The following is a 26,569-nucleotide window of genomic DNA, read 5'->3' on the forward strand; positions in this document are numbered from 1 at the left end:
AGAGTGCTTAAATGCGATTTTCATCTATTTTTTATACTATTACTTTGATTTTTACACTTGGAATTGGAGCTATTGGTATAGCCTTTTTATGGCTTATAGAGTATGATAAAGCCAACTATGCAAGAGAGCTAAACACTAAATACTCCATCGTAGCTAGGGCAACCTTACTCTATCTAAATGAGATAATCACTCAAGATGAGTATAAAGAGCAACTATCAAATTTATATATGCCACCAGTAATTAATGAGGATAAAAAAGAGAAAATCATAAAAGAGGCCGCTACATTAGAGGAGATCTCTACTGAGCTAGGCGTGAGTGCTATATTGTTTCATCAAAAGAAAAACTATCTTAAAATCACCAAAGATGATGAAACTCTACTACTTATTGATACAGCCTATCAATCTTATAGATATATAATAATACAGATTATCTTTGCTTTTGTAGCGGGGATTATACTGCTTACATATATATTCATTATAAGAAAGATTATGCCACTTGGTAAGCTAAAGCGTGAAATTGATAAATTTGCTCAAGGCGACTTAGAGATTAAAAATGTCGCCACTGGAAATGATGAGATTAGCCAGGTTGCAAGTGCGTTTTATGAAGCTGTAAGCCAGATTAAAAATTTAAATAAAAGTCGCCAACTATTCCTTCGTAATATCATGCACGAGCTAAAAACTCCAATCACAAAAGGCAGGATTACTGCTGAGATGATAGAGAAAAATAAAAATCAAGAGCGATTAATCGATGTCTTTGAGCGACTTGAGAGTTTGATAAATGAATTTGCTGCTGTAGAGAGAGCTACTTCTAGGCTTGTTGGGGAGTTAAAGCCGTGTAAGGTGCGAGATGTCATAGATGAGGCTATAGATATCGCTATGGCTGATAACTCAAATGTCAAGGTAGAAGCCATAGATGATACTACTATAAAAGCTGATTTTAAGCTTTTAGCCATTGCGTGTAAGAATATGATTGATAATGCCTTAAAATACTCTGATGATAAATCTCTTAAAATTATAATTTCAAATAATGAGATAATATTCTCATCTAAAGGTGCTGCTTTAGAGAATGATTTGAAATATTATATAGAGCCATTCACACAAGGCTCAAACGCCAAAAAGAGCTTTGGCTTGGGATTATATATAGTATATAATATCTTAGAAGCTCATAAATTCAAACTACTATATAATCACCAAAATGGGGTAAATGACTTTATCTTTAGCCTTAATAAATCAAATCAAGGCAAAAATATAGACAAATAGCCCAAGCAGTGCTAACAATATCATTATCTGCTTTTTGTATATCGCTAGTAAAGCAAGGATATTATATACGATGAACTGCCATAAATCCACATTTGCCCTACCCTGCGATGGAGCAAACTCTATAAATTTTAAAACCCACTCATCAAAAATCCCACCACACCCAATAAGATGTAAAAATAGGCTAAGCGGATAGAATATTATAAAAACATATGCCAAAGGAATAACGCTAAGCTGATACCAACTCACAGTTGGAAAAAAGTAATAAACAGGAATATTCATCGCTAAAAACACAAATATCTCTAAAGCCAAAGTATGAATAAAAATACGCTTATAGCTACTTAAATCTTCTTTATTTCCAAAATGATAAATATATAAAAATATAAAATAAACCCCAAAACATGAGAAATAAAAACCTATAGAAAAAAGTAGCTCAACGCTAAAAGCAAGCCCGATTAAAATAGATAAAATCAAATTTCCAAAGCTAAATACCTTTAATCCACGACTAAGCAGCAAAAACCCAACCACCCCCATGATATATGAGCGTAAAAAACTAGGCGTAAAATCCAAAATATATAGATAAAATCCCATTAAAATAAACAAAATTAAGCTGATATAAAATCTCAAATTTATATATGGAAAGTAGCGATCTTGTAGCGGTTTGATCGTAAAATTTGATATAAAAAATATAAAAATAAATATAACACTAAGATGAAATCCACTAATTGCAATAATATGCGCAATCCCCCAGTTAGTTACATTTTGGCGTAGCTCCTTACTTATCGGCGTTGCTAAATATAACGCACTATATAGTTCTTGAATTTTAGTGCTTGTGTGCTGGTTTATGATACTCTCTTTTAATCTATTAGTAAGGCTCTTTGGCTCATCAAAATCACTAATCTTAAAGCTAGGTAAGAAAAATCTAGAGGTTATATAATCTTTAAATTTAAGATTTTTAGTTATCACACCCACTTCACAGCTACTACATTTTGGTAAATCTTTTGATCTAGTGTAGAATATAAATTTATCGCTTTTAAACTGAAGTATATAATAATCCCCACTTTTACCCTGCCTTTTATCACTAAATAGTAAATTGGCTTTGATAAAGCTATATGGCGAAGATTTAAATTTCTCATAATTTCTAAACTCCAAATAGAAATTTAGAGCAAAAATCGCCATACAAATAGCTACAAATAGACTAAATTGCCTAAAATTAGCAAAGAGATTCATCTACTTTGCAATAGCTTTATAGTAGCTAAGCTCATCATTTAAAAGCTCAAATTTTTGATTAATTAGTGAAATTTGAGTTGAGATCAAACTATCTTGAGCCTCAAGTAGATCTTTTAGCTCTGCACTCCCTTCATCATATTTGCTCTTATAAATTTCTACAATCTTAGCTTGATCACTTCTCATCACTATTAAATTCTCATATGTTTTACTATCAGTTTGATAGAAATTTATATATTTTATCACTTCATTTATCGCATTTTTTAGCGTTTGCTCGTAGCTTAATCTAAGTTTATTAAACTCAAGTTCGCTAATTTTGATATGTTTTTGTAACTTATAATAGTCCAAAAATGGCAAACTAAAACTCACAACCCCACCAAGTTGATTAAAATCAAAGCTATTTTTAAATTTACTATCATCATCGCTTAAACTCGCCCCAAGCGAAAGCGAAGGCAATAGATCTTTTTGGCTCAATCTATATTGATAAAAACTTGCGTTTAAATTCGAAATTGCCTCATTAATATCTGGGCGATTTGATAACTCACTAATCTCAAACTCACCTATCCCCACAAATCCAACTTCGCTTAAACTAAGCTCATCAAATCTCATATCGCTTCTTGTGAGATTTTTTAAGCTCTCATAATTTTGCTCTAATGACCTTTGAGTAGATTGAATTTGATTTTGAATTTTTAAGATATTTTGAGAGCTTTGCTTAATAGCCAAAAACTCCTCCTTGCCGTTATCAAATTTAACTCTCACAAGCTCATCAAGCATCTTTGCGTTATCTAAATTTTGCTTTAAACTACGCAAAGAGTCATTAAGATATAAGATATTAAAATAGCTATTAGCAACTTGATTTATGATAGTTAATCTCAAATTTTCTAGCGTTGATCTACTAGCAGACCATAGCCACTCTTTGGATTTGTAATTATCATAAATTTTACCAAATATATCAAGCTCATAACTAAGGCTAAATTTAGAATTAAATCTACTACTAAACTCATCATTTCTACCGATATCTCTACTAGAATTAGCCCCGATCTCACCACTAAGCGATGGTATATATCCATCACTTGCTACATTGGCATTTAACATAGCTATCTCTAAATTCAGAGCCGCTATGTTAAGGTTTTCGCTATTTTTCATAGCTAAATCAACCAACTCATTTAAGGTAGTTTGGTTAAAATCCTTATACCACTTAGGGGTATAAAACTCAACATCTTTAATCTCATAATCTAGCTTTTTGCTAGCGCATCCGCTAATCATAAAAGCGATAAAAATAGCAATCACATATCTCATATCAATCCCTTAATAACGCATCAATTGGATTTAGCTTAGAGGCATTTTGAGCTGGAATATAGCCAAAAATTATCCCTATAAGGCTAGAAACCACAATAGCTATAATAATTGAAGCAACGCTAAATATCATACTAAATTCAGTGCTTATGCTATTTACAATGGCACCTACTAAATACGCCACTGCTACTCCAATCACACCACCAATAGCACATAGTAGTATTGCTTCGATTAAAAATTGTAGCAATATATCTCTACTTTTTGCCCCTATAGCCATACGAATTCCAATCTCCTTAGTCCGCTCAAAAACACTCACAAGCATAATATTCATCACACCAATACCACCAACCATTAGAGATATAAATGCCACCCCAGAGATCAAAAGCCCCATTGTATTTACCGTGCTTTGGACGGTTTGCCTAATGGTATCTGAATTTATGGTAAAAAAATCTTTCTCTCCCCTAATAGAACTCATAGCTTCTATTAAGCCACTTTCAGCTACTTGAGTATTTACCTTTTCATTGATTTTAACAACTATAGAGCGGATCTTTTGCTGACCAGTAAGCTTATTGGCTACTGTTGTATATGGCAGATACACTGTGATATTATCCGCACCAAATGAGCCTGGATCTTTATATCCTACTCCTATTATAGTAAATGGCTGTTTATTAAATATAATTGTCTTACCAATGGGATCAACCCCATCAAATAGCTCCTTTTGAGCTAAATTATCAATGATAATATTTGAGCGAGAAAATATCAAATCATCAAGCTCAAAATCCCTACCACTTATAATACTAACACCAGATACGCTAAGCAAATTCTCACTACCACTTCTTAGGCTAGCGTCTATATTTTTACTACCATATGTCAAAAGTCCAGAGCTATTAATCCTAGGCGTAGCATAATCTACAAAGCTTAACCCCTCAAGCATTTTATAGCTTTCTATGCTAAAATCCTTAAGCTTCTTAGCATTTCTATCACCAAAATTTTTGCCTAAAATCATAGTAATAGTATTTGTCCCCATGCTATTTATACTAGCTAGAATTTTCTGCTCACTCCCTTTAGCTAAGGCCACCACGCAAATAACTGATGCGATACCAATTATAATGCCAAGCATAGTCAAAAACGATCTAAGCTTATGAGCTTTAATAGCTGATACGCTCATTATAAAGCTCTCTATCAACCGATCTTTAAAGGCTTGGAAATTTGACTCTATAGATATATTTTTAGATCTATTTTCATAGGTCTCATCGCTTTTTATCTCATCTTTTATTATATTACCATCTTTAATCTCTATAATGCGATTTGCCCAGCTAGCTATATCCTTATCATGCGTTACTATTATGATGGTGTGCCCATCTTTATGAAGGTCTTTTAAAATTTGCATTACCATCAATCCACTAGCACTATCAAGCGCTCCAGTAGGCTCATCACAAAGCAAAATTTCCCCACCATTCATAAGCGCTCTAGCTATGCTTACTCGTTGCTGCTGACCGCCACTTAGGTAGTTTGGCATAGTATCTATTTTGCTCTCTAAGCCTAGCTTTGCTAATAGCTCTTTGGCTCTATTTAATCTATCATTTTTTTGCATACCAGCATAAATTCCAGGCAAGGCTACATTGCTTTTAGTATCATTAGAGCTAAGTAGATTATAACGCTGAAAGATAAAGCCAAATTTCTTTAACCTAAGATAAGATAGCTCATCTTTATTAAATTTACTTATATCTTTGCCATCAAGCTCATAGCTTCCGCTAGTTGCGGTATCAAGGCAACCTAAGATATTCATAAGTGTGCTTTTACCGCTACCAGATTGCCCTATAATAGCTACGAATTCACCCTTTTTAATCTCTAAATCTATCCCTTTTAATACCTCAGTTTGAGTATTGCCAATCTTAAAAGATTTGCGAATATTACTTAATCTAATCATCACAATCTCATCATTGGTTTTCTTTGGTTATTCATCATATTTTTAATATTAGATGAATTTAGATGGAAATATATAACCTCATCGCCCTCATTTAATCCATTTAATATCTGAGTATTTATCCCATTTGTTATACCAGTTTTTATAGGTTTTTGCTCTATCTTATCGCCATTTTTGATATAGACAAATTTCCCATCTTTGCCTGATTTTATCGCCATTGTAGGAAGATACAAAACATCTTTATTTTCAGCGATTATTATTCTATTTTCTGTTGTCATTCCAATACGCAAAATCTCATCGCTATTATCTACATTTACCTTAGCGTAATAATATACTGCCGAGCTTGATGTTGAGCTAGTAGTTGAGCTAGTAGTTGAGTATTTGCCATCACTTAGCGTAGTAAGACCTGGGTCAATTGAGCTAATTTCCGCACTATATTTTTTAAAATTATTTGAAAGAATCGAGTATTCTACCCTATTTCCTACCTTTATATTTGGCACATCGCCCTCACTTACTTGTAATCTTATCTCCATTTTAGTTAAATCAGCAATATTAACTAAAGTTGGAGTCGTTTGATTAGCATTAATAGTCTGACCTACCTCCACAGGCACAGATACCACAACCCCATCAAAAGGCGCTCTAATATCAGTATAACCTAAATTTGTCCTAGCAGTATCAATCTCAATTCCAGTTTGCTTAATCTGAGCTTCAATCTCCTTTAAACTAGCCAATTTTAAGCTATAAGTATCTTTGGCATTTTCTAAGCTTTGTTGGCTTGTAGCATTTTGTTTAGCTAGATTTTCCTCCCTTTTATACTGCTTTAATGCAATATCAACTGAAATTTTAGCCGAATTTAATTTAGCTTCTAAAATCTCTAAAGCCGCTAGTTGCTGATCTAGCGTGTTTTGCTGTTTTATGCTATCTATTTGAGCTATTTTATCTCCAGCTTTTACCCTATCTCCTACCTTTACATATAGCTCTTTTATCTGACCGCTTACTTGAGCACCTACATCAACTAAATTACGAGAAAAAACCTCACCCACAGCATCTACGCTTTGAATTATATCACCTCGCTTTACCATCGTTGTTATATACTCATCTTTTGGTGCTTCATCTCTTAAGCCCCACCACAAAATAGCTCCACTAGCTAAGATAACACTAGAAATAATTAAAATTTTCTTGGATATTTTCATCTTCTACCTTGATTATTTTTAGCAAAATTGTAAATAATTTATGTAAATTTATTGTTAAGTCCATAAATCAAATTTAATCAATTTTAACCATATTTTAGATACAATATTGCCAAATTTAACCCCAAAGAAAAGAGTATGAAAAATATATCAATCATCATATTAGCAGCTGGTAATGGCACAAGAATGAAATCGCCAAAATCCAAAGTTCTCCACACTCTAAGCGGCAGATCTATGATTAGCCATATAATAGAAAAATCACTTCAAATCTCTGATGATATATCTGTGGTTTTAGGGTATCAATTTGATGAAGTTAGCCAAGCTATAAATAGCGAATTTAGCAGTATCAATATCGCAAGACAAGATATTAAGAGTTATCCTGGCACGGCTGGGGCTGTTATGGCAGCAAAGCCAAAATTTGATAAAACATTAATAATTTGCGCTGATATGCCGCTAGTAAAAGTAGAAGAGCTAAGATCAATAGCTCAAGCAAATAGCGATATAACCATAGCCACATTTGAGTCCAAAGATCCATTTGGCTATGGTAGAGTAATAAAAGATGGCAATCAAGTAGTAAAGATTGTAGAGCAAAAAGACGCTACTCAAGCCCAAAAAGATATAAATTTATGTAACGCTGGGGCTTACTGCTTTAATACAGATCTATTAAAATCAATTCTACCACAAATAAACAACCAAAACGCAAGCAATGAATACTACCTAACTGACGCTATAGAAATAGCTATAAAAGATGGCAAAAGCGTTGGCTCTGTCTTGGTTGATGAGCAAAATTTCATGGGGATAAATGATAAACTAGCCTTAAGCAAGGCTGAAATTTTAATGCAAAATGAGATTAAATCAAATTTGATGAAAAATGGGATTATCATTAGGCTACCTGATAGTGTATTTATAGATAGTAGGGCCAAATTTGAAGGTGAGTGTGAGATAGAGAGTGGATGTGTGATTAAGGGAGATTGCCTTATTAAAAACTCAATTATCAAAAGTGGCTCAGTAGTAGAGTATAGCACAATAATAGATAGCGACATTGGTCCAATGGCACATTTAAGACCAAAAAGCTATATAAAATCCACTCATATTGGTAACTTTGTAGAGCTTAAAAACGCAAATTTAGATGGGGTCAAGGCGGGGCATTTAAGCTATTTAGGAGATTGTCAGATTGATAAAGGCACAAATGTGGGGTGTGGCACCATAACTTGTAATTACGATGGCAAAAACAAGAATAAAACTATAATAGGCAAAAATGTATTTATCGGTAGCGATACCCAGCTCATAGCACCGCTAAATATCGCCGATGATACGATAATAGCAGCCGGTTCTAGCGTAACAAAAGATAGCCAAAAAGGTGATTTGATAATTGCTAGAGCCAAACAGAGTAATAAAAGCGGATTTTTCTATAAATTTTTTGGTATAAAAGATGAAAAATAGAGATATTCTCTTGGCCGTTTGTGGTAGTATCAGCTTTTATAAGGCTTATGAAATTTTAAGTCTACTTAAAAAAAATGGAGCAAATGTGCGTGTTTTGCTAAGTGATGGAGCGCTTAAATTTACCACCCCAATAGGCTTTGAAGCACTTAGTAATGGCGTTTTAAGCTCACTTAATGAGAGCTGGGTGGGTGGACTGGATCACATAAGCTTTAGCAAAAATGATCTAATCATCATCGCACCAGCCACCGCTAATAGCATTAATAAAATCGCACTTGGGATTGCTGATAATATATTTTTACAAACCATATTAGCCGCATCTTGCCCCAAAATAATCGCTCCAGCGGCTAATCATAATATGCTACAAAATCCAGCGACAACTAGAAATTTAGAGCTTTTAAAAGATGATGGCTTTATAATAATTGAGCCAATTGCTAAGACTTTAGCTTGTTTGGATTATGGAAAAGGCGGATTAAATGAGCCTTGGATCATTGTAGAGACTGCTAAAAGGGTATTAAATCAAGATAAATTCTATCAAGGCAAAAAGGTGATAATCACAGGAGGACCTACAATAGAGAAGATTGATGACGCAAGAGCAATTACCAATCACTCAAGCGGCAAAATGGCAAAGGCCTTAGCTGATAGCTTCTATTACGCTGGTGCAGATGTAGTATTTATAAGCTCGGTTGATTTTGATACCCCGTATGAGACTATTAAATTTAAAAGCTCAAATGAACTTTTAAATGCGTTAAATTCTCAAAAAGTTACCCAAAATGATATTTTAGTAATGTGTGCGGCAGTTAGTGATTTTATCTGTCTTAATCCCAAAGATGGAAAGATTAAAAAAGATCAAATGGGCGATAAAATCGAGCTAAAACTAAATATTGATATATTGAAAAATTTAAATCTAAAGTGCAAAAAAATCGGCTTTAAAATGGAGATGGACGCACAAAATGCTCTAAATAACGCTAAAAATATGCTAATAGATAAAAATCTTGATGCTGTGTGCTTAAATATCTTAAACGATGAGATTAAATTTGGCTCTATTAAGACGCAAATAAGCTTTATAACCAAAGACTCAATCACGCAAACCGATTTAGCCCCAAAAGAGCTAATCGCATCGCAAATTACAAAATTGGTGAAAAATCTATGATAAATAGAGTAAATCAAATTCAATCAGCAAAGATCGCAAATAATATCCCAACGATGATAAATTCGAGTTTGCCTGTGATAATCAAAGTTTTAGAGCAAACTAGATTTAATCGCTATAATATCAAATTTGGCACTAAAACCATAAGCACTACAAGCTATACAGATCTAGAAGTTGGTAGTGAATATTACGCAAATATCGGTTCTCAAAGCGGCGGAGTGATAAGTATAAATTCCCTAACTAAAAGGAGCATTATAGAGCCAGTTTTAGATGGTGGAGCAAATCTGATAGAGATGGTAGCAAACTCTCAAAATCTCTCATGGCTCATCTCGCACATTAAAAATAAAATGGCAAATCCAGTATCAAAGGATGAATTTAGCATATATGCAGATATGATTATGGCGTTAAATGAAAATATACTTCATATACCATTTTACTATGATAATCGCTCTGCTCTACTTCAAATTCAGCTTAATAAAAATCCTAAAATTTACATTCTATTTTCGATATTTGCACCATTAATCATCTCTATAAAAGATGGGAAATTTAACCTAATTAGCTCACAATACCCAAGCCTTGGCAAAGCCCTAGCTAGTGAATTAAAATGCGAATTTGAGATTAAAGCTGTAGCCCCACTATGGCAAAAAGCAACTATAAAGGCAACCATATGAATACCCTAAATCACCTAGCTATCATTATGGATGGCAATGGCAGATGGGCAAAAAGTCGCACTCTAGTAAGAACTGATGGACACAAAAAAGGTGCCGATGTAGTAGAAAATATAGCTATTTACTGTGCTAAAAATGGGATTAAAAATCTCACGCTTTATGCCTTTAGCACAGAAAACTGGAAACGGCCAAAAAGCGAGGTTGATTTTTTACTAAATTTGCTTTTAAAATTTATTAAGCTTAAGGAGAATTTGTTTTTAGAAAATAGCATTAGATTTCACACTATTGGGGATTTAAGCCCATTTAGCAATGAGCTAAAAGATGCTATAACTAATCTTAAAAACAAAACCAAAGATAATGATAGATTAAATTTAATCCTAGCTATAAACTATGGAAGTCAAAATGAGATTGTAAGAGCTGTAAATTTAGCTCTTGCTAGTGGGATTAAGATCAACGAACAAAGCATATCAAATCACCTTGATAGCGCTGGTTTTGGAGATGTGGATCTGATGATTAGAACAGGCGGAGAGCAAAGACTTAGCAACTTTTTATTATGGCAATCAAGCTACGCTGAGTTAGCCTTTACACCAACTCTTTGGCCAGATTTTACTAGTCAAGAGCTTGATAAAATCATCGCCAAATTTAGATCTACGCATCGTAAATTTGGGGCAATTTAATGCTATTTATATTTTTTATTTTTGGTCTATGTCTTGGCTCATTTGCTATGGTTTTGATAGAACGCTTACCAAATTCACAAGATATTATCTTTACTCGTAGTCGCTGCCCTAAATGCCATAAAAAATTAAATTTCTACGAGCTCATTCCATTAATCTCATATCTAGCCCTAAAAAGAGAGTGTAAAAGCTGTAAATTCCAAATACCAGCCATCTATCCTATATCTGAGCTTTTAATTGGGATTTTAGCTATTTTGGCATATTTTATTCAGCCAAATTTAATTTTAGCTGTAATTTTAGTGATAATATTTACCATTTTTTACGCTCTTAGCGTGATTGATTTTAGGCTAAAGGCTGTGCCAAACTCGCTGCTAATGAGCGGATATTTTTTAGCTATAATTTACGCTTTTATGAGCCAAATAGATAATGCTTTAAACTCGCTTATTATCATTGGCTTTATGGTAATCTTAAAAAGCACACTAATGCTACTGCGTAAAAATGCCATAGAGCCAATGGGCGATGCTGATAGCATATTTATTGGGTCTATGGTGGCTATTTTGGGGCTTAAATGGGGATTTATAGCTTTATTTATAGGTGCTATAATCCAGCTTATAATTCACTTAATTAAAAAAAGTAGCCAAATAGCCTTTATCCCAGCACTATTTGCGAGTTTTATTATTGTTTTAATAAGCAAATTTAATAATATAAATTTAGGATTAATATGAATAGAGTAAATAGATATCTTTTTAGTAGCTTTTTATCTACATTTGCTTCGCTTTTTGCGACGCTATTTTTGATAGTTTCGATTGTATTTTTTATTCAAATTGCTAGAATTACCAGCTATATTGATATTAATTTTTTAGAACTTATCAATCTATATCTATTTATGCTTCCAGAAATTTTGCTATTTACCGTGCCTATTGGGTTTTTTGTCTCTTTGGCTATGAGCTTTTTTAGACTATCAAGAGAGAATGAAAGTATCGTGATATTCACCTTAGGATATAGCCCAAAGGATATAGCTAAATTTTTCCTAAAAATCTCAACCATAGTCTCGATAATTTTGCTATTTGTAGCCCTTGTCGCTATGCCTACGGCACTAAATTTATATAGTAGCTTTGTATCTTATAAAAAAACTAAACTAAGCTTAAATATCAAACCAAGCGAATTTGGACAAAGATTTGGCTCTTGGATGATATTTATAGATAGACAAAATATCGATGAAAATCTATCAAGATATGAAAATATCGTTCTTTATAATAATAGTATAGATGATGAGAGATTTATAACAGCAAGTAGCGGAGATATCACAAATGAAGATGCTAGGCTAAATTTAATCTTAAAAGATGGCTATATCTATGATATTAAAAGTAATAAATGGAATGTATCAAAGTATGATACGCTCACAATCCGCTCAAATATACAAGATAAATATGGAGATAATTTTAGTATAATTAAATATTGGCAGCAAGTAAATAGCGACCCAAAAGTAGCCAAAAAACTGACAATTTATACTCTAATAGCCCTATTTCCACTAGCTAGTGTGCTATTTGCCCTAAGCTTTGGTATAGTGACATATAGGTATGAAAAGGGGATTATTTATATAGGTATTTTTGCTGTTTTAGCGGCGTATTTTACCGCAATTTTGCTAATGTCGCAATATCCATTTTACGCAATTCCACTTATATTTACAACTACGATTTTAGCTAGTATAGCTACTTTTAAACATAAAGTTATAAAAAAATACTAATGAAAATCGCTCTAAAATATAGCTATAATGGCTCTAAATTCAGCGGCTTACAAACCCAGCCAAATATGCAAGCTGTAGAAGATGCGTTCAATGAGGCATTAAATCATGTAGGAATTTACGAGCCTATACTATCTGGTTCAAGGACTGATAAGGGTGTGCACTCATCAAATCAAATTTCAACCGTTCATTGTGGGGATTTTTGGGATTTAGATAGATTAAAAGAGCAGATTAATCGCCATCTTAGTCCATATATATCGCTTAAGGATATATATATTGTAGATGAGGATTTTCACCCTAGATTTAGTGCAGTGGCTAGGGAGTATAGATATATCATCTACCACGGCAAAAAGTCGCCATTTTTAAGCGATTTTGTATATTTTTATCCAAATTTAAATTTACAAAGGCTAAATCTAGCGCTATCTTACTTCATTGGCATACAAGATTTTAAGCCATTTTATAAGGTCGGAAGTGGCGAAAAATCCACAATTAGAGAGATTTATAAAGCATATGCGTATCAAATTTACAAAACCCCACTAAGTCTAAAAAGGCGTAGCCCTAATCCAAATTTAACCATTATCAAATTCAAAGCCAACGGATTTTTAAGAGCACAAATCAGACTAATGGTAGCAAACGCCTTAAAAGCCGCAAATAGCGATATGGAATTAACCAAATTTGATAAGCTTTATAAATCTCAAAAGCCACTTACCAAAATACCAGCCCCACCAAATGGACTATATCTAAAAAAGATATTTTTTAGATAAATTTATATATTTGGATTGCCATTATATTTTATATCTTTAGGATCCATTTTATCTATTTTACGGACGATCTCGCCTATATCATTTGAGTTGATTTTAGAGATGTCGCTATCTAAATCTTGATAGCTATATATCATTGCTACACTGCTTACCCCATCTATACTCTCTAAAGCTCTAAACGCAGCTAACTCACTATCTAAATTATCACTCTCTATCAAAGCTACTATCTTATCGCCCTCTTTAACAGCTATTTCGCAATTTGAAATTTTAGCCACCTCGCTAGCTACTTTATCACAAATTTCAGCACTCATCAAATTTATAACCACACTTGAGATATTATTCATTCCACACTCCAAAAATATATCTTATTATCATAGCTTGAGCCGATTAAATACTCACTACTAAATATTAGATTATTTAGTGAAGCACCATTATACTCAATATCTTTTACTATCTTACCACTTTTATCTATAATTTTTATCATATTTTCTGTGCTAAATGCGGCATTATTGCTATTTACACCTACGCAATATACTAAAAATTTAGCATCATAATAAAACTCTTTTGAGCCATTATTAAAATATGCTTTTTTATCTGCTGAGCCACTTATTAATAGCTTTTCATTTAATCCTACGCTATAAATCGTATCTTTTTGAGCGTTTATCTGCTTTATAAGTTTTTTAAGCTTAGTATCAAAATAAAAAATCACACCGCCTTCAATCCCAGTAACTAAAATTCCACTTTTTCTATCATAAGCTGCGTCCCCTGTGCTAGATGTGCTAAGCTTGGTATTAAAAACAACCTTACCATCTTTAAAATCATAATACTCCACTTCGCTACTTAAAGTTACAAATATTATATGATTACTATCTAGCAAAAATATCTTTTTTACCCCATCAGTTGGCATTTTAAAGCTTTTTAAATTTCCATTTTGTATAATCCCAAGGGATTTAGCACCATTATCACTCTCATATAAAATCGCTATAATATCGCCCAATTTATCAATACTAAAAATCTTTGGAGCGACATCATTATCAAAATAATTTGAGAATTTTGGTAGATCTATTATCTTATTTAACTCTTTGCTTTTTATATCATAATTATATAATTCGCCATTATCAAGCCCTATTAACAAGCTATTATTATCAAGCTTTATACTTACAGAATTTGCAGGTAATTTCAGCTCAAAATCAGCCCACAAAAATGCAATACTCATAAATAAAACTACAAAAAATCTCATAAATTTCCCTTTACAATAACAGAGTTATTTACACACACGCTTACGCACTCACTACACCCTACACACTTATCATTAATAGTAGGTCTAAACATACCTAGATACTCAATTGCCCTAAATTTACAAATATCCAAGCAGTTGTAGCATATAACCTCATTCCACGCTAGACAAGTAGCACTATTTATCTGCACATTAGCATTAACCACCGCAGGATTACTTAAATTTAAAACACTCTTACCAGCAGACTCACACGCCACAGCACACTCTTTACAAAAATCACAACCAAGCTTATCAGGGATAAATTTAACCCTACCACCATCAAACTCAAGAAGTTCTCTATGGCAACTACTAACACAAGGATAGTGGCAATCTACGCAGTCAAATTCACCACTAAAGTATGGTGGCGGGATTATTCTAGGCTCTCTTTGCCTAAATTTAGCAAAGAGATTTTGCCTATCTATCATTTAATACCTTGATTTAAAACATCAACAAGATTAGATGTTCTATTGCTCTCTGTGTTTCTAAAGTCAGCCTTAAAGTTATTTTTCACTAGCGGTTCAGCATTTGCTTGAGGGACATGGCATTGGACGCAGTTAAATCTCTCTGTATTTATCTCTTTTGTCTTTTTGCCAGTTGATAGATACATATAGTGGCTTTGTGGAGCTGGGATAGTCCCCATCTCTTTAGCTACCTCTATAGTATGACAAGTCAAACACATATTTGATTCTAAAGTAATAGGTAATAAACCATCTAAGCTATGTGGAATAAGCGGTGGAGCATTCTCATAGCTTCTTTCAAATACCTCATTACTACCTGGCAAATCACCCTTCCAAGTAATCAATGGATTTTTTACATTTGCTTCATCTTTAAGCTCTACATTTCTAAGACCAATTTGTGTATCTTCTACTGCTGAGTTTTGTGCGGTGCTTAGATTACAAGCTGCTAAAACTAGTGCCGCAGTCGCACTAAGTAAAATATTTTGCAAACCCTTTTTCATTCTTCTCTCCTAAATTTTAATATGCTAAAATTAAGTGCATCATCATTGCAAGCCTCAACACAACGCCCACAACTTATACACTCGCTTCTTATATTTTTACTCTCTTTGCCTATTATGTCTAAAACTTGTATCTCAGGACAAACGGCTTTACACTTATTACAATGGGTGCAATTTTTGCTATTATGATATATGCGTATTAAGCTATATCTACTAATCAACGCCCAAAAAGCCCCCAAAGGACATAGATGGCCACATATCAAACGCTTGCCTAAAAAGGCCTCTATACAGATGATTATAATAGCTATACTAATTGCTGAACCACTAAGATAGACAACACCCCTAGTAAAAGCACCAATATAGCTTACACTCTCAAAGGCTGCTATACCAAAAGTAAAGCTAAATATCAAGCTAAGCGCAAATAGATAATATCTCGAATTTGAGCTTATATTAATGATATTTTTGCCTATTTTTAGCTTTGTCCTTATATACGCACCAAGGTCTGTTAAGATATTAATAGGACAAACCCAAGAGCAAAACGCCCTAGGTGCTATAAAAGCGTAGAAAATAACCACAATCAAAGCTCCAATCACACTAGCACTACCTACACTAAATCCAGCCAAAAATAGCTGAAGCAATGCATATGGATCGCTAAGACCTATTACACCAAACAGCTCTGAGCTACTTAAATTTCCCTTTAGGATATTAACGCCATATATATTACCAGCTATAAATAATCCTAAAATGGCTAATTGAACTACTCTTCTAGCAATTGTGAATTTCATAGCTCATCTCCGTTTAGATATTTCATGCCCTTTTTGCTATCTAGATGCATTTTAGTATCTGCATCTTTTAGCTTTGCATCATCACCTTCTACCCAGCCTTTTACATAGTTATTGCCAACTTTACCAATAACCATATCTCTTGGAAGCACGGTTATAGCGGCTTTATCTGTTATACAAGCTATTTCACACTTACCGCATCCAGTGCAGTAATCGCTATTTACTATTGGTAGTAAAAAAGCGTGTTTGCCTGTCCTTTCATTGCGTTTATAATCTATCAATAAAGCCTTATCTATTAACGGACACGCACGATAACACGCATCACACTGAATTCCAAAATACGCCACACAGTTTTTCTCATCGACAACTGCCACGCCCATTTTAGCCATATTAATATCTAAAGCTCCATCTTTTGTAACTAGCTTTGGATCTAGTGCCTCAGTTGGGCACTCAACCACACAAGGAATATCCTCGCACATAAAGCAAGGTATATCTCTTGGGGTAAAAAATGGAGTTCCAATTCCAACTCCGCTATCTTTAAATTCAGCTAATTTCAGTGTATCAAAAGGACACGCCTCAACGCACAGCCCGCATCTAATGCAACGAGTTAAAAACTCATCTTCATCTAAAGCTGCAGGCGGACGCAGTTTAAGCACAGGCTTAGCATTTGCATACTCTTTATACACAAAAGAGCTTGCAGCCAAAAGTCCAACTAAACTAAAACCCGTCTTTATAGCATCTCGCCTTTGCATTTTTACGCCTTATAAACTTTTACAGCACATTTTTTAAAGTCTGTCTGTTTAGACAATGGACAAGTAGCATCTAGACAAACTTTATTAATATACACATTCTCATCAAACCATGGCACATATACTAGACCTACTGGTGGTTTATTCCTACCACGGAAATCCACTCTAGCTTTTACTTTACCACGGCGACTCTCTACCCATACAACATCGTTTTGAGCTACGCCAATTTTTTTACCATCTTCTTCATTCATATAGCAAAGTGCCTCTGGAACAGCACGGTATAACTCAGGAACACGCATAGTCATAGTGCCACTATGCCAGTGCTCTAGCACCCTACCAGTACATAGCCATAGTGGATACTCTTTGCTTGGAGTTTCTGGGGCATCCATAAATGGTCTAAAGAATATTTTAGCTCTATTTTTGATAGATGTTTTTTCTTGATTAGTAACTTTAACTAAATTCCCGCTTGGCAAAGCCGCACCTGCGTTGCCATAGAATGCAAAGTCGCTATTTGGAGCTGCTTTTTTAGCATATACATCATATTTGGTATTAAATCTCCATTGTGTCTCTTTACCATCTACAACTGGCCATCTTAATCCTCTTACCTTATGATATGTATCAAAATCTGCTAGGTCGTGACCATGACCTACACCAAATTTACGATACTCTTCCCAAAGATATTTTTGAACAAAGAAGCCATAGCCTTTAAATACTTCACCATCGCTACCAACTACATTTCTACTATCACCAAATACTTCAGTATTATCAAAACCATCTATAATAGCATCATTAGCACTAAATGATTTAGCCTCAGCATTAGCAAATAATACATCATATAAAGTTGATTCTGGAGTATAGCCAAATTTAGCAGCCTCATCTAAAACGCTTGGTAGAGTTAGCTTATCATCTACTTTTTTCTCACCCCAAACCTCTTTTAGTTTAAAGCGTTTGCTAAATTCCATCATCTGCCATGTATCGCTCATAGCCTCGCCTACTGGAAGGACTTGTTGTCTCCAGTGTTGAGTTCTACGCTCAGCATTACCATAAGCTCCCCATTTTTCATAAATCATAGCTGTTGGCAAGATAAGATCAGCTACTTTAGCACTAATGCCAGGGTATGGGTCGCTTACTACTATGAAGTTATCCATATCACGCGCTGCTTTAATCCAGTGATTAGCATTTGCTGTATTATGCCATGGGTTATTTACTTGTACCCATATAAATTTAATCTTGCCATCTTCAAGATCACGCATAATTTTCATATATGGAGCGCCTGGTTTTGGATTTAGAGTTTTAGCTGGAAGTTTCCAAATTTTCTCTGTAATCTCTCTATGTTTAGGGTTTGCAACCACCATATCTGCTGGTAAGCGATGTGAGAATGTTCCAACCTCTCTAGCTGTACCACAAGCACTTGGCTGACCTGTTAGCGAGAATGCTCCACTACCTGGTTTAGCCTGTTTGCCTAGTAAGAAATGCACCATATAGCTTTGCTCATTTACCCATGTACCACGAGTATGTTGATTCATACCCATCGTCCAAAAGCTCACTACTTTGCGTTTTTTATCTATATAGTAGTTTGCTAGAGTTTGAAGTTTTGTTTTAAATTCTTCTAAATCTTCATTATCATCGCCCTTAGCTAATTTTGCGACAAAATCAAGCGTATAAGGAGCTAAGGCTTTTTTAAACTCATCAAATGAAATTTGCCAGTGAGCATCTGGAGCGGCTGTGTGTTTATGCTCCATTGTATCTCCAGCTTTCATTCCTAGATATGCTAGTGTTACGCCTTCAGCTTCGGTTAATACTTTTGATTTCTCTTTTGCAGCAGTATCTAGCTCACTTGGTAGATATTTAGGATGATTAATATTTGCTCTCATACCATAACCGATATCAGCTGGACCAGTTGTAAATACGCAGTGCTCTTTTACAAATTTTTCATCAATTGCTTCTGGATGATTATATACAATCTCTCTAGCAATATAGTTCCATATAGCTAAGTCTGTTTGAGGTCTAAAGACAATCTCCATATCAGCAATATTTGATGTTCTATTTGAAAATGTAGATAGATTAATAATTTTTACATTATTTGGATTTTGAAGTTTTCTATCACTTACTCTAGCCCATAAAACTGGGTGCATCTCTGCCATATTAGCACCCCAGCAAACCACTGTATCAGTTAGCTCTATATCATCATAGCATCCAGCTGGCTCATCTATACCAAAAGTTTGCATAAAGCCCACAACCGCACTAGCCATACAATGTCTAGCATTTGGGTCAATATTGTTTGAGCGGAAACCACCTTTGATTAGCTTAACAGCCGAATAACCCTCTTGAACAGTATATTGACCTGAGCCAAATACACCAATACCAGTTGGTCCAAGCTCGTTATAAGCTTTTTTAAATTGTTTTTCCATCTCATCAAATGCACGCTTCCAGCTAACTTCGACAAATTTACCCTTTTTGTCAAATTCGCCATTAGAATTAACCCTTAAAAGTGGCTTAGTAATCCTATCTTCGCCATACATAATCTTAGCATTAAAATAGCCTTTAATGCAGTTTAGACCACGATTTACTGGAGCTAGCGGATCACCTTTTACAGCAACTATCTTGCCATCTTTAGTAGCAACAACAATACCACAACCAGTACCGCAAAATCTACACACTGATTTATCCCAACGCCAATTTTGATCTTTATTAGCAGCACCTAATGAGCTAGGCGCACTAAGACCAGCAGCCGAACAAGCAGCCGCAATGGCTGAGCTCTTAATAAAATCTCGTCTATCCATATCTAACCTTTCTGAAATAATGTAGAATTGGCGTTATTATATACATTTATTCATATTTTGCGACTTAAATTTATTTTATTTATATTATTATTTATATTATAGATTTTAGGGAAATTTAGAGTTTAATACTCTTAATATCTTTTTAATAGAATTTAAAATAATATGATAAAATCACTATTTAATCTATATAAATTTAAATTTAATAATTTTTATCCTAAAATATATTTGATATTTATTATCATATATATTGATTAAAATTAAAAAATTATATTTATTAAAATAAATAGTTTTTATATAGATATAAACAAAAATTGATTAATTTATAATATTTATAAAATGATTTTTTAAATTTAGTTTAATATTTCTTATTTATATAAGAATTATCCCAAATTCATTTCAAATTTAGGATAAATAGAGTTATACATTAAATCTAAAGTGGATTACATCGCCATCATTTACGATATAATCCTTACCTTCTAATCTCATCTTACCAGCTTCTTTAGCCTTAGCTTCACCACCACAAGCGATATAATCATCATAGCTAATTATCTCAGCTCTGATAAATCCACGCTCAAAATCATTATGAATTACACTAGCTGCCTTTGGAGCTTTCCACCCTTTAGAGATTGTCCAAGCCCTTACTTCTACAACTCCAGCTGTAAAATAACTAATAAGCCCAAGCTTCGCAAATGCCGTTCGTATAATACTCTCTAGCCCACTCTCATTTACTCCTAAGCTCTCTAGCATCTCTTTGGCTTCATCATCATCAAGCCCTATTAGCTCCTCTTCTATCTTCGCACAAAGCTTGATAACTTCAGCTCCACGCTCTTTGGCATACTCTTTTACACTTTTTACATACTCATTATCGATTGAGATCTCATCTTCATTCACATTAGCACCATATATTACCTCTTTGGCTGAAAGAAGTCTAAGCTCTTTATTTAAAGCGGTAAAAACATCGCTATGAAACTCACTAAAAGTAGCCGCACTCTTACCGCTATCAAGATGAGTAGCTAAAGCTTTAGCGCACTCTAGACTCTCTTTAGCCCCTTTTACATTTGCCTTAGCTTCTTTAGTTAATCTATCTATCTTTTTAGCAAGTTGCTCTATATCAGCTAAAATAAGCTCTGTTTCTATAATCTCAATATCTCTAATTGGATCTACGCTATTTTCTACATGGGTAACATTAGAATCATCAAAGCACCTTACAATGTGTAAAATCACCTCAGTCTCTCTAATATTTGAAAGAAATTTATTCCCAAGACCTTCACCCTTACTAGCACCCTTTACAAGACCTGCTATATCGACAAATTCAATCACAGAGTGCTGAATTTTATTTGGTTTGACAATCTTAGCTAACTCATCAAGTCTAGGATCTGGGACTGGGACTATAGCTTTATTTGGCTCAATCGTGCAAAATGGATAGTTAGCGGCCTCAGCATTACTAGCCTTTGTAAGTGCGTTAAATGTAGTAGATTTACCTACATTTGGCAAACCTACAATACCTACTGATAAGCCCATTATTTCTCACCTTTTTGATAATTTCTAGCTAGTTTTTGTAAGTAGTATAAACACGCTCTAACTCCAGCGCCACTTGCCCCAGATGGATTGTAACCCCAAGCCTTATTCACATAAGCAGGTCCGGCAATATCAAGATGAAGCCACCTATGTTTATACTCATCTTTTATAAATTTATCTAAAAATATACCAGCCGTAATAGCCCCACCATATCTACTTGAAGAGGTGTTTGAAATATCAGCTATATCGCTTTTAATCAGCTCTTTTAGCTCTTCATTAAATTCCAAAATAGTCAAATACTCGCCACTTCTACTAGCATAATTTTTAAACTCACTTTGTAATTCATAGCTATTGCCCATAACTCCACTTGTATATTCTCCAAGACCTACAACACAAGCACCAGTAAGTGTCGCCATATCGATAAGAAGCTCTGGGTCAAGCTCACTTTGCGCCCAATCCAAGCAATCAGCTAAAACTAATCTACCCTCCGCATCTGTATTTTTAACCTCAACACTTACCCCACTTCTAGTAATTAGCACATCATCAGGCTTATAGGCATTTCCACCAATCATATTCTCAGTAGCCCCCAAAACTGCGTGAATTTCAAATGGCAACTCCATCTTAGCCGCACCCATTATAATACCCATCGCAGCCGCTGCGCCACTTTTATCGCTCTTCATAGTTAGCATATAATCAGCTGGTTTTAAGCTTAATCCACCACTATCATATGTAAGGCCTTTACCGACAAATACAACTCTTTTAATACTTTGTTGCTTTGGCGTATATTTTAGATGGATTAGGCGTGGCGGGTGGATAGAGGCTCTATTAACAGCTAAAAAGGCGTTCATATTTTGGCTTTTTAAGTAGTTTTCATCATGTATAACGCACTCTATATTAGCGTAGCTTAGGCTTAGATTTTTAGCATCTTCAGCCATCTTTTGCGGTGTATAAATCTCTGGAATTTCATTTACAATATCTCTTGAGTAATTGACAGCTTCAGCTATGATATGAGCATGATCAATGCCAATTTGTGCTTCATCTATAGCGATTTTTTTGCTATTGTAATCCTCAGTTGAGATTAGAATTTTCTCTATTTTGCTATCTTTTTTTTCGCTTTTATAACGATCAAATTTATAATTAGCTAGTAAAAACCCTTCAGCAATAGCCTCAAAGCTCATCTTAACGCACTCACCAACATAACTAGCAATTTTTACACTTTTGATATTTAACTCTTTAATAGCGTTAAATGCCTTAGCACTTGCTAGCCTAAGAGAGTTTAAATCAAGATTTTTAACACCTACATAAATTCGTCTTTTATTAGGCAAATTTAAAACGCCATCACCCTTATAAGAGTAAAAATCAAACTCACCCAAATCACCTACAAATCTATGGCTTAAATTCTTATCAACAATAAAAATCACCTCATAATCAGCCTGAATATCGACTAATTTTTTATCTACTAATTCAACAAACATTTAGTCTATTTTTCCTTTCATTTAATATTCTTTTTTCCATATATTTTAAACCAAAAAACAAAATGGCCAAAAACCCACCTATAATCGGCACGGCAAAATACCAATGAGACTCCGCCCACTCTATACCAGCCCATATAAGCTGACCAAAATGCCACGCCAAAAGTATGGTAATGGCCGCCCAAACCCAAGCACTAATTAAATTTATAAAAGCAAATTTTTTAGCACTATATCTAGTAATTCCTATACTCATTGGTATAATAGTGCGAAATCCATACATATATCTTTGAATAAAGATTATCGGCCAGCCAAATTTCTGAAGTAGTAGATGAGCCACTGCAAATTTACGCCTTTGTTTGACTAATTTTCTTTGGATATATTTTTTATTATAACGACCAATATAGAAGTAGATTTGATCCCCTACAAAGCCTCCTAGCCCAGCTACAAATATGATAAGAGCTAAATTCACATGCCCCTCATGAGCAAATATACCACCCAAAATAAGAGCCAACTCCCCTTCAGCAATACACCATAAAAATATTATAAGATATGCAAAATTTTTATACTCATATAGTAGATTTTTTAAAAACTCTTCCATACTCTAATCCTCTAATGCTACATAAATTGGCGCATAACCCTTAAGCTCTTTTAATCCACCAATCCCAATATCAATCACAAAAGCCATCTCAACTAAATTTGCCCCAAGCTTTAATATCAGCTCACAAGCTGCCTTAGCCGTGCCGCCGGTGGCGATTACATCATCTACTAATAACACATTTGCCCCTGGCTTAAAAGCATCAATATGCATCTCAAGCTTACTAGATCCATACTCTAGCAAATACTCTTGCGAAATAGTGGTATATGGGAGCTTACCTGATTTTCTAGCAGGGACAAATCCAACCCCAAGTCTATCAGCCAAAGCAGCACCAAAGATAAATCCACGGCTATCAATCCCTACAACATAATCCAAATTTCTATCTTTATATCTTTGATAGAGATGCTCCATCAAAAGATTAAACGCCTTTGCGTTCCCTAAAAGCGTAGTAATATCGCTAAATAACACTCCAGGCTTTGGAAAATCAGCGATCTTTCTAATGGTTGATTTTAAATACTCTTTTTGCTCTTGCGATAAACTATCCATACTTTTCCTTATTAAATTTAATCTATAGTAGCGCTTCAATCTTGCCTTCAAGCTCTTTTATTCTAGCCCTTAATTTATCATTTTCAATTCTATATTGTGAATTTCTAGTCCTAAGACCAGTAACATCGCCTTTAATTTTATTTAATTCATCGGTTAATATATCTATATTTCCAAGACTTCTTTGGAGTTGAACTTGGAGTTTGCGAATGATTATCTCAGTATCATCTAAATTATTTTTGACAAAATCACGCATAGAACGCTCTTTTTTAAGCAAAGTTTTATAGTAAAATACCATAACAATCAAATATACACTACAACAGATAAAAAATGTATAAAAAATCCAATCTAAAAACATTGACACGCTCCTAGCTTTTCAACTCGTCTTTGATGCCTACCACCAATAAATTCAGTAGCAAAAAACACCTCCACCATATCTTTAATAACATCACTACCAACCACCCTAGCACCAAAGCATAATACATTTGCATCATTATGCTCTCTTGATAGTCTTGCTACTGTGGCATTATGGCTTAATGCGCATCGTATATGAGAAAAGCGATTTGCAGCTATAGAGATACCAATTCCACTACCGCATATTAGTACGCCAAATTCATCGCTACTTTTAATGCTACTAGCTACCAAGGTAGCAAAATCTGGATAATCAACACTACTACTAGCACTATTGGTGCCTAGATCAACTACAGATAATCCCATACTTTCTAATATATTTTTTGTCTGCATTTTTGCTTCATATCCAGCGTGATCACTAGCTATATAAACCTTAGAAATATTCATCTAAACCTACTTTAATTAAAATTCTTTGATTATATCATATTAAATGATATAAATTTAACTATTTTGCCATATCCTCTAAACTACTTGCTAAGCGTCCTATGCGATCCCATCGGATTTTGTAGTTTTCATCATAGCTTAAATATACAAACCACGGCGTCCCAACTATATATTTATAAGGCACTGATCCCCAAAACCTACTATCACTGCTATTTTCTCTATTATCGCCTACCATAAAATACTCATTTTGTGGCACTCTAAAGTAGTATGCATTAAAATCTAACCCACCAATTCTAGGTAGCTCTGGCACCATAATCTCGCTCATAGCAAAATCCACCATACCAGCAATTGTGAATGTATCAGCTCTTAACCCACCATAATTATCTTTATCAGTGTTATTATCATAGTGAATTCCAGCCATCTTATATGGCTCTTTTATAAATTTCTTTCCGCTTAAAATCACGATATTAGCATCTTTAAATTCCCTTGCTATCTCATCATCTCCACCGCTTGGGCGCAGATACATAGCCCCAGGAGCGAATATCACCTCATCAAGCCCAGTGGCAAAATTACGCTTTACATAGTGAATTTTAGGATCTTTTGGATAGCGAAAAACCACTATATCTCCACGCTTTGGCCCATCACTAGCTATCAAATGACCATCGCCATCGCTATCAGGAAGCACTGGAATTTCTATAAATGGAATATGTGGTGTGGGAATTCCATATGAGTATTTTTTAACAAAGAGATAATCTCCAACTAAAAGAGTATTTTTCATAGAGCCACTAGGTATTACAAAGGCTTGAGCTATAAAAAATATGATAAACAAAACTATAATTATAGTCCCCGTCCAACTACTACAAAAATCATAGAATTTAGAAAAAATTATTCTCAAAGCTTAACCTTTTAATTTTCTATTTTTAGCAGATTTTAGCGTATTGCTAAGCAGCATTGCAATTGTCATAGGCCCCACTCCACCTGGCACAGGAGTTATCATAGAGCATTTTGGGGCTACGCTCTCATAATCACAATCACCAACTAACTTTCCACTATCTAAGCGATTTATCCCTACATCAATGACTATAGCTCCATCTCTTATCATATCAGCCTTTAAGAAATTTGGCTTACCCACAGCCACCACTACTATATCAGCATTTTGGCAAACTTTTGCTAAATCTTTTGTTTTAGAGTGAGCTATAGTAACAGTAGCCCCAGCATTTAGCAGTAGTGCCGCCATTGGTTTGCCTACTATATTGCTCCTTCCTATAACCACAGCATTTTTACCGCTTACTTCGATATTATAGGCTTTTAAAAGCTCCATTATCCCAAGTGGGGTACAAGGCACAAATCCATCAAGACCGCTATTTAGCTTGCCTACATTTATAGCATGAAATCCATCTACATCTTTATTTGGATCAATCGCTTCAAGAATTGAATTTGTATCTATATGCTTTGGAAGTGGTAATTGGACTAAAATTCCATCTATGCTATCATCAGCATTTAATAGCTCTATTAAAGCCAAAAGCTCACTTTGAGTAGTTGATGCAGGTAATTTATGAGCCACTGAGCCCATATCACAAGCGATTGTTGCTTTCTCTTTACTAGCTACATATGTCTGACTAGCCTTATCATCGCCTACTAGTACAACTGCTAAGGTTGGCGTAATTCCTTTGCTTTTTAGGGCTAAGGCTTCATCTTTTACCCTTTGCTTTACTCTATTGCTTATCTCTTTGCCATCAATTATCTGCATTTTTAGTCCTTTTATGTA

The 26,569-nt window shown here is 34.3% G+C and carries 27 protein-coding genes; 8 read left to right on the forward strand and 19 right to left on the reverse strand.

Going from position 1 to position 26,569, the window contains the following annotated elements; translation table 11 throughout:
- Positions 1-11: 11 nt before the first annotated feature.
- A complete protein-coding gene (locus CSUIS_RS04830) occupies positions 12-1,259 on the forward strand; it encodes an ArsS family sensor histidine kinase (RefSeq protein WP_086297502.1) in 1,248 nt (415 codons plus the stop codon).
- Here the strand turns inward: CSUIS_RS04830 and CSUIS_RS04835 are convergent.
- From CSUIS_RS04835 to CSUIS_RS04850, 4 genes are read right to left on the reverse strand one after another with little or no spacing between them, the layout of a single operon-like run.
- On the reverse strand, positions 1,230-2,486 hold the full coding sequence (locus tag CSUIS_RS04835) for a ComEC/Rec2 family competence protein (protein ID WP_086297504.1): 1,257 nt from the start codon (positions 2,484-2,486) through the stop codon (positions 1,230-1,232). The two genes, CSUIS_RS04830 and CSUIS_RS04835, sit on opposite strands and share 30 nt — an antisense overlap.
- On the reverse strand, positions 2,487-3,782 hold the full coding sequence (locus tag CSUIS_RS04840) for a TolC family protein (RefSeq protein ID WP_086297506.1): 1,296 nt from the start codon (positions 3,780-3,782) through the stop codon (positions 2,487-2,489).
- A gap of 1 nt (position 3,783) precedes the next feature.
- Positions 3,784-5,709 (reverse strand): MacB family efflux pump subunit, encoded by a 1,926-nt coding sequence (locus CSUIS_RS04845; RefSeq protein ID WP_086297508.1) that lies wholly within the window; start codon positions 5,707-5,709, stop codon positions 3,784-3,786.
- Positions 5,709-6,899 carry an efflux RND transporter periplasmic adaptor subunit gene (locus tag CSUIS_RS04850; RefSeq protein ID WP_086297510.1) on the reverse strand — a complete coding sequence of 397 codons (1,191 nt, stop codon included), beginning with the start codon at positions 6,897-6,899 and terminating at the stop codon, positions 5,709-5,711. The genes CSUIS_RS04845 and CSUIS_RS04850 overlap by 1 nt, the downstream gene beginning before the upstream one ends.
- A 135-nt stretch (positions 6,900-7,034) precedes the next feature.
- Here CSUIS_RS04850 and glmU point away from each other — a divergent pair, with 135 nt between their 5' ends.
- From glmU to truA, 7 genes are read left to right on the forward strand one after another with little or no spacing between them, the layout of a single operon-like run.
- Positions 7,035-8,339, forward strand: a complete 1,305-nt coding sequence (glmU, locus tag CSUIS_RS04855; protein ID WP_086297512.1) for a bifunctional UDP-N-acetylglucosamine diphosphorylase/glucosamine-1-phosphate N-acetyltransferase GlmU — start codon at positions 7,035-7,037, stop codon at positions 8,337-8,339.
- A complete protein-coding gene (gene coaBC / locus CSUIS_RS04860; protein ID WP_086297514.1) occupies positions 8,329-9,489 on the forward strand; it encodes a bifunctional phosphopantothenoylcysteine decarboxylase/phosphopantothenate--cysteine ligase CoaBC in 1,161 nt (386 codons plus the stop codon). Before glmU ends, coaBC begins: the two co-directional genes overlap by 11 nt.
- A complete protein-coding gene (locus tag CSUIS_RS04865) occupies positions 9,486-10,157 on the forward strand; it encodes a hypothetical protein (RefSeq protein ID WP_086297516.1) in 672 nt (223 codons plus the stop codon). Before coaBC ends, CSUIS_RS04865 begins: the two co-directional genes overlap by 4 nt.
- Positions 10,154-10,831, forward strand: coding sequence for a polyprenyl diphosphate synthase (gene uppS, locus CSUIS_RS04870; protein ID WP_086236581.1), 678 nt, complete (start codon positions 10,154-10,156; stop codon positions 10,829-10,831). Before CSUIS_RS04865 ends, uppS begins: the two co-directional genes overlap by 4 nt.
- A complete protein-coding gene (locus CSUIS_RS04875) occupies positions 10,831-11,553 on the forward strand; it encodes a prepilin peptidase (RefSeq protein ID WP_086297517.1) in 723 nt (240 codons plus the stop codon). The genes uppS and CSUIS_RS04875 overlap by 1 nt, the downstream gene beginning before the upstream one ends.
- Positions 11,550-12,575, forward strand: a complete 1,026-nt coding sequence (locus CSUIS_RS04880) for an LptF/LptG family permease (RefSeq protein ID WP_086297520.1) — start codon at positions 11,550-11,552, stop codon at positions 12,573-12,575. Before CSUIS_RS04875 ends, CSUIS_RS04880 begins: the two co-directional genes overlap by 4 nt.
- Positions 12,575-13,336, forward strand: a complete 762-nt coding sequence (gene truA, locus CSUIS_RS04885; protein WP_086297523.1) for a tRNA pseudouridine(38-40) synthase TruA — start codon at positions 12,575-12,577, stop codon at positions 13,334-13,336. The genes CSUIS_RS04880 and truA overlap by 1 nt, the downstream gene beginning before the upstream one ends.
- A gap of 2 nt (positions 13,337-13,338) precedes the next feature.
- Here the strand turns inward: truA and CSUIS_RS04890 are convergent, their stop codons facing one another.
- The 15 genes from CSUIS_RS04890 to folD all read right to left on the reverse strand — a co-directional run bounded on the left by CSUIS_RS04890 (position 13,339) and on the right by folD (position 26,551).
- On the reverse strand, positions 13,339-13,677 hold the full coding sequence (locus CSUIS_RS04890) for a chaperone NapD (RefSeq protein ID WP_086297525.1): 339 nt from the start codon (positions 13,675-13,677) through the stop codon (positions 13,339-13,341).
- The gene (locus CSUIS_RS04895; protein ID WP_086297527.1) at positions 13,674-14,573 is read right to left on the reverse strand and encodes a WD40 repeat domain-containing protein; all 900 of its coding nucleotides are present in this window, start codon (positions 14,571-14,573) and stop codon (positions 13,674-13,676) included. Before CSUIS_RS04895 ends, CSUIS_RS04890 begins: the two co-directional genes overlap by 4 nt.
- Positions 14,570-15,034 carry a 4Fe-4S dicluster domain-containing protein gene (locus CSUIS_RS04900; protein WP_086297529.1) on the reverse strand — a complete coding sequence of 155 codons (465 nt, stop codon included), beginning with the start codon at positions 15,032-15,034 and terminating at the stop codon, positions 14,570-14,572. The genes CSUIS_RS04895 and CSUIS_RS04900 overlap by 4 nt, the downstream gene beginning before the upstream one ends.
- Positions 15,031-15,567 carry a nitrate reductase cytochrome c-type subunit gene (locus tag CSUIS_RS04905; protein WP_192940167.1) on the reverse strand — a complete coding sequence of 179 codons (537 nt, stop codon included), beginning with the start codon at positions 15,565-15,567 and terminating at the stop codon, positions 15,031-15,033. The genes CSUIS_RS04900 and CSUIS_RS04905 overlap by 4 nt, the downstream gene beginning before the upstream one ends.
- A complete protein-coding gene (gene napH / locus CSUIS_RS04910) occupies positions 15,564-16,349 on the reverse strand; it encodes a quinol dehydrogenase ferredoxin subunit NapH (RefSeq protein ID WP_086297531.1) in 786 nt (261 codons plus the stop codon). Before napH ends, CSUIS_RS04905 begins: the two co-directional genes overlap by 4 nt.
- Positions 16,346-17,098: a ferredoxin-type protein NapG gene (napG, locus tag CSUIS_RS04915; protein WP_086297533.1), complete on the reverse strand. Its 753-nt coding sequence runs from the start codon at positions 17,096-17,098 to the stop codon at positions 16,346-16,348. The genes napH and napG overlap by 4 nt, the downstream gene beginning before the upstream one ends.
- 2 nt (positions 17,099-17,100) lie before the next feature.
- Positions 17,101-19,878, reverse strand: coding sequence for a periplasmic nitrate reductase subunit alpha (napA, locus tag CSUIS_RS04920; RefSeq protein WP_086297535.1), 2,778 nt, complete (start codon positions 19,876-19,878; stop codon positions 17,101-17,103).
- 417 nt (positions 19,879-20,295) lie between these two features.
- The gene (gene ychF / locus CSUIS_RS04925) at positions 20,296-21,399 is read right to left on the reverse strand and encodes a redox-regulated ATPase YchF (RefSeq protein ID WP_086242062.1); all 1,104 of its coding nucleotides are present in this window, start codon (positions 21,397-21,399) and stop codon (positions 20,296-20,298) included.
- Complete coding sequence (locus tag CSUIS_RS04930) at positions 21,399-22,871, reverse strand: leucyl aminopeptidase (protein WP_086236570.1); 1,473 nt, start codon at positions 22,869-22,871, stop codon at positions 21,399-21,401. Before CSUIS_RS04930 ends, ychF begins: the two co-directional genes overlap by 1 nt.
- On the reverse strand, positions 22,861-23,466 hold the full coding sequence (locus tag CSUIS_RS04935; RefSeq protein ID WP_086236569.1) for a DedA family protein: 606 nt from the start codon (positions 23,464-23,466) through the stop codon (positions 22,861-22,863). The genes CSUIS_RS04930 and CSUIS_RS04935 overlap by 11 nt, the downstream gene beginning before the upstream one ends.
- 3 nt (positions 23,467-23,469) lie before the next feature.
- Positions 23,470-24,009, reverse strand: a complete 540-nt coding sequence (locus CSUIS_RS04940; protein WP_086297537.1) for an adenine phosphoribosyltransferase — start codon at positions 24,007-24,009, stop codon at positions 23,470-23,472.
- A gap of 22 nt (positions 24,010-24,031) precedes the next feature.
- Positions 24,032-24,364: a hypothetical protein gene (locus CSUIS_RS04945; protein ID WP_086236567.1), complete on the reverse strand. Its 333-nt coding sequence runs from the start codon at positions 24,362-24,364 to the stop codon at positions 24,032-24,034.
- Positions 24,355-24,804, reverse strand: coding sequence for a ribose 5-phosphate isomerase B (gene rpiB, locus CSUIS_RS04950; RefSeq protein WP_086297539.1), 450 nt, complete (start codon positions 24,802-24,804; stop codon positions 24,355-24,357). The genes CSUIS_RS04945 and rpiB overlap by 10 nt, the downstream gene beginning before the upstream one ends.
- A gap of 58 nt (positions 24,805-24,862) precedes the next feature.
- Positions 24,863-25,696, reverse strand: coding sequence for a signal peptidase I (gene lepB, locus CSUIS_RS04955; protein ID WP_086297541.1), 834 nt, complete (start codon positions 25,694-25,696; stop codon positions 24,863-24,865).
- A 3-nt stretch (positions 25,697-25,699) separates the two neighbouring features.
- Entirely contained in the window at positions 25,700-26,551 is an 852-nt protein-coding gene (gene folD, locus CSUIS_RS04960) for a bifunctional methylenetetrahydrofolate dehydrogenase/methenyltetrahydrofolate cyclohydrolase FolD (protein ID WP_086297543.1), read from the reverse strand.
- Positions 26,552-26,569: the final 18 nt, after the last annotated feature.

The sequence above is a fragment of the Campylobacter porcelli genome, assembly GCF_002139855.1.
GTDB lineage: Bacteria > Campylobacterota > Campylobacteria > Campylobacterales > Campylobacteraceae > Campylobacter > Campylobacter porcelli.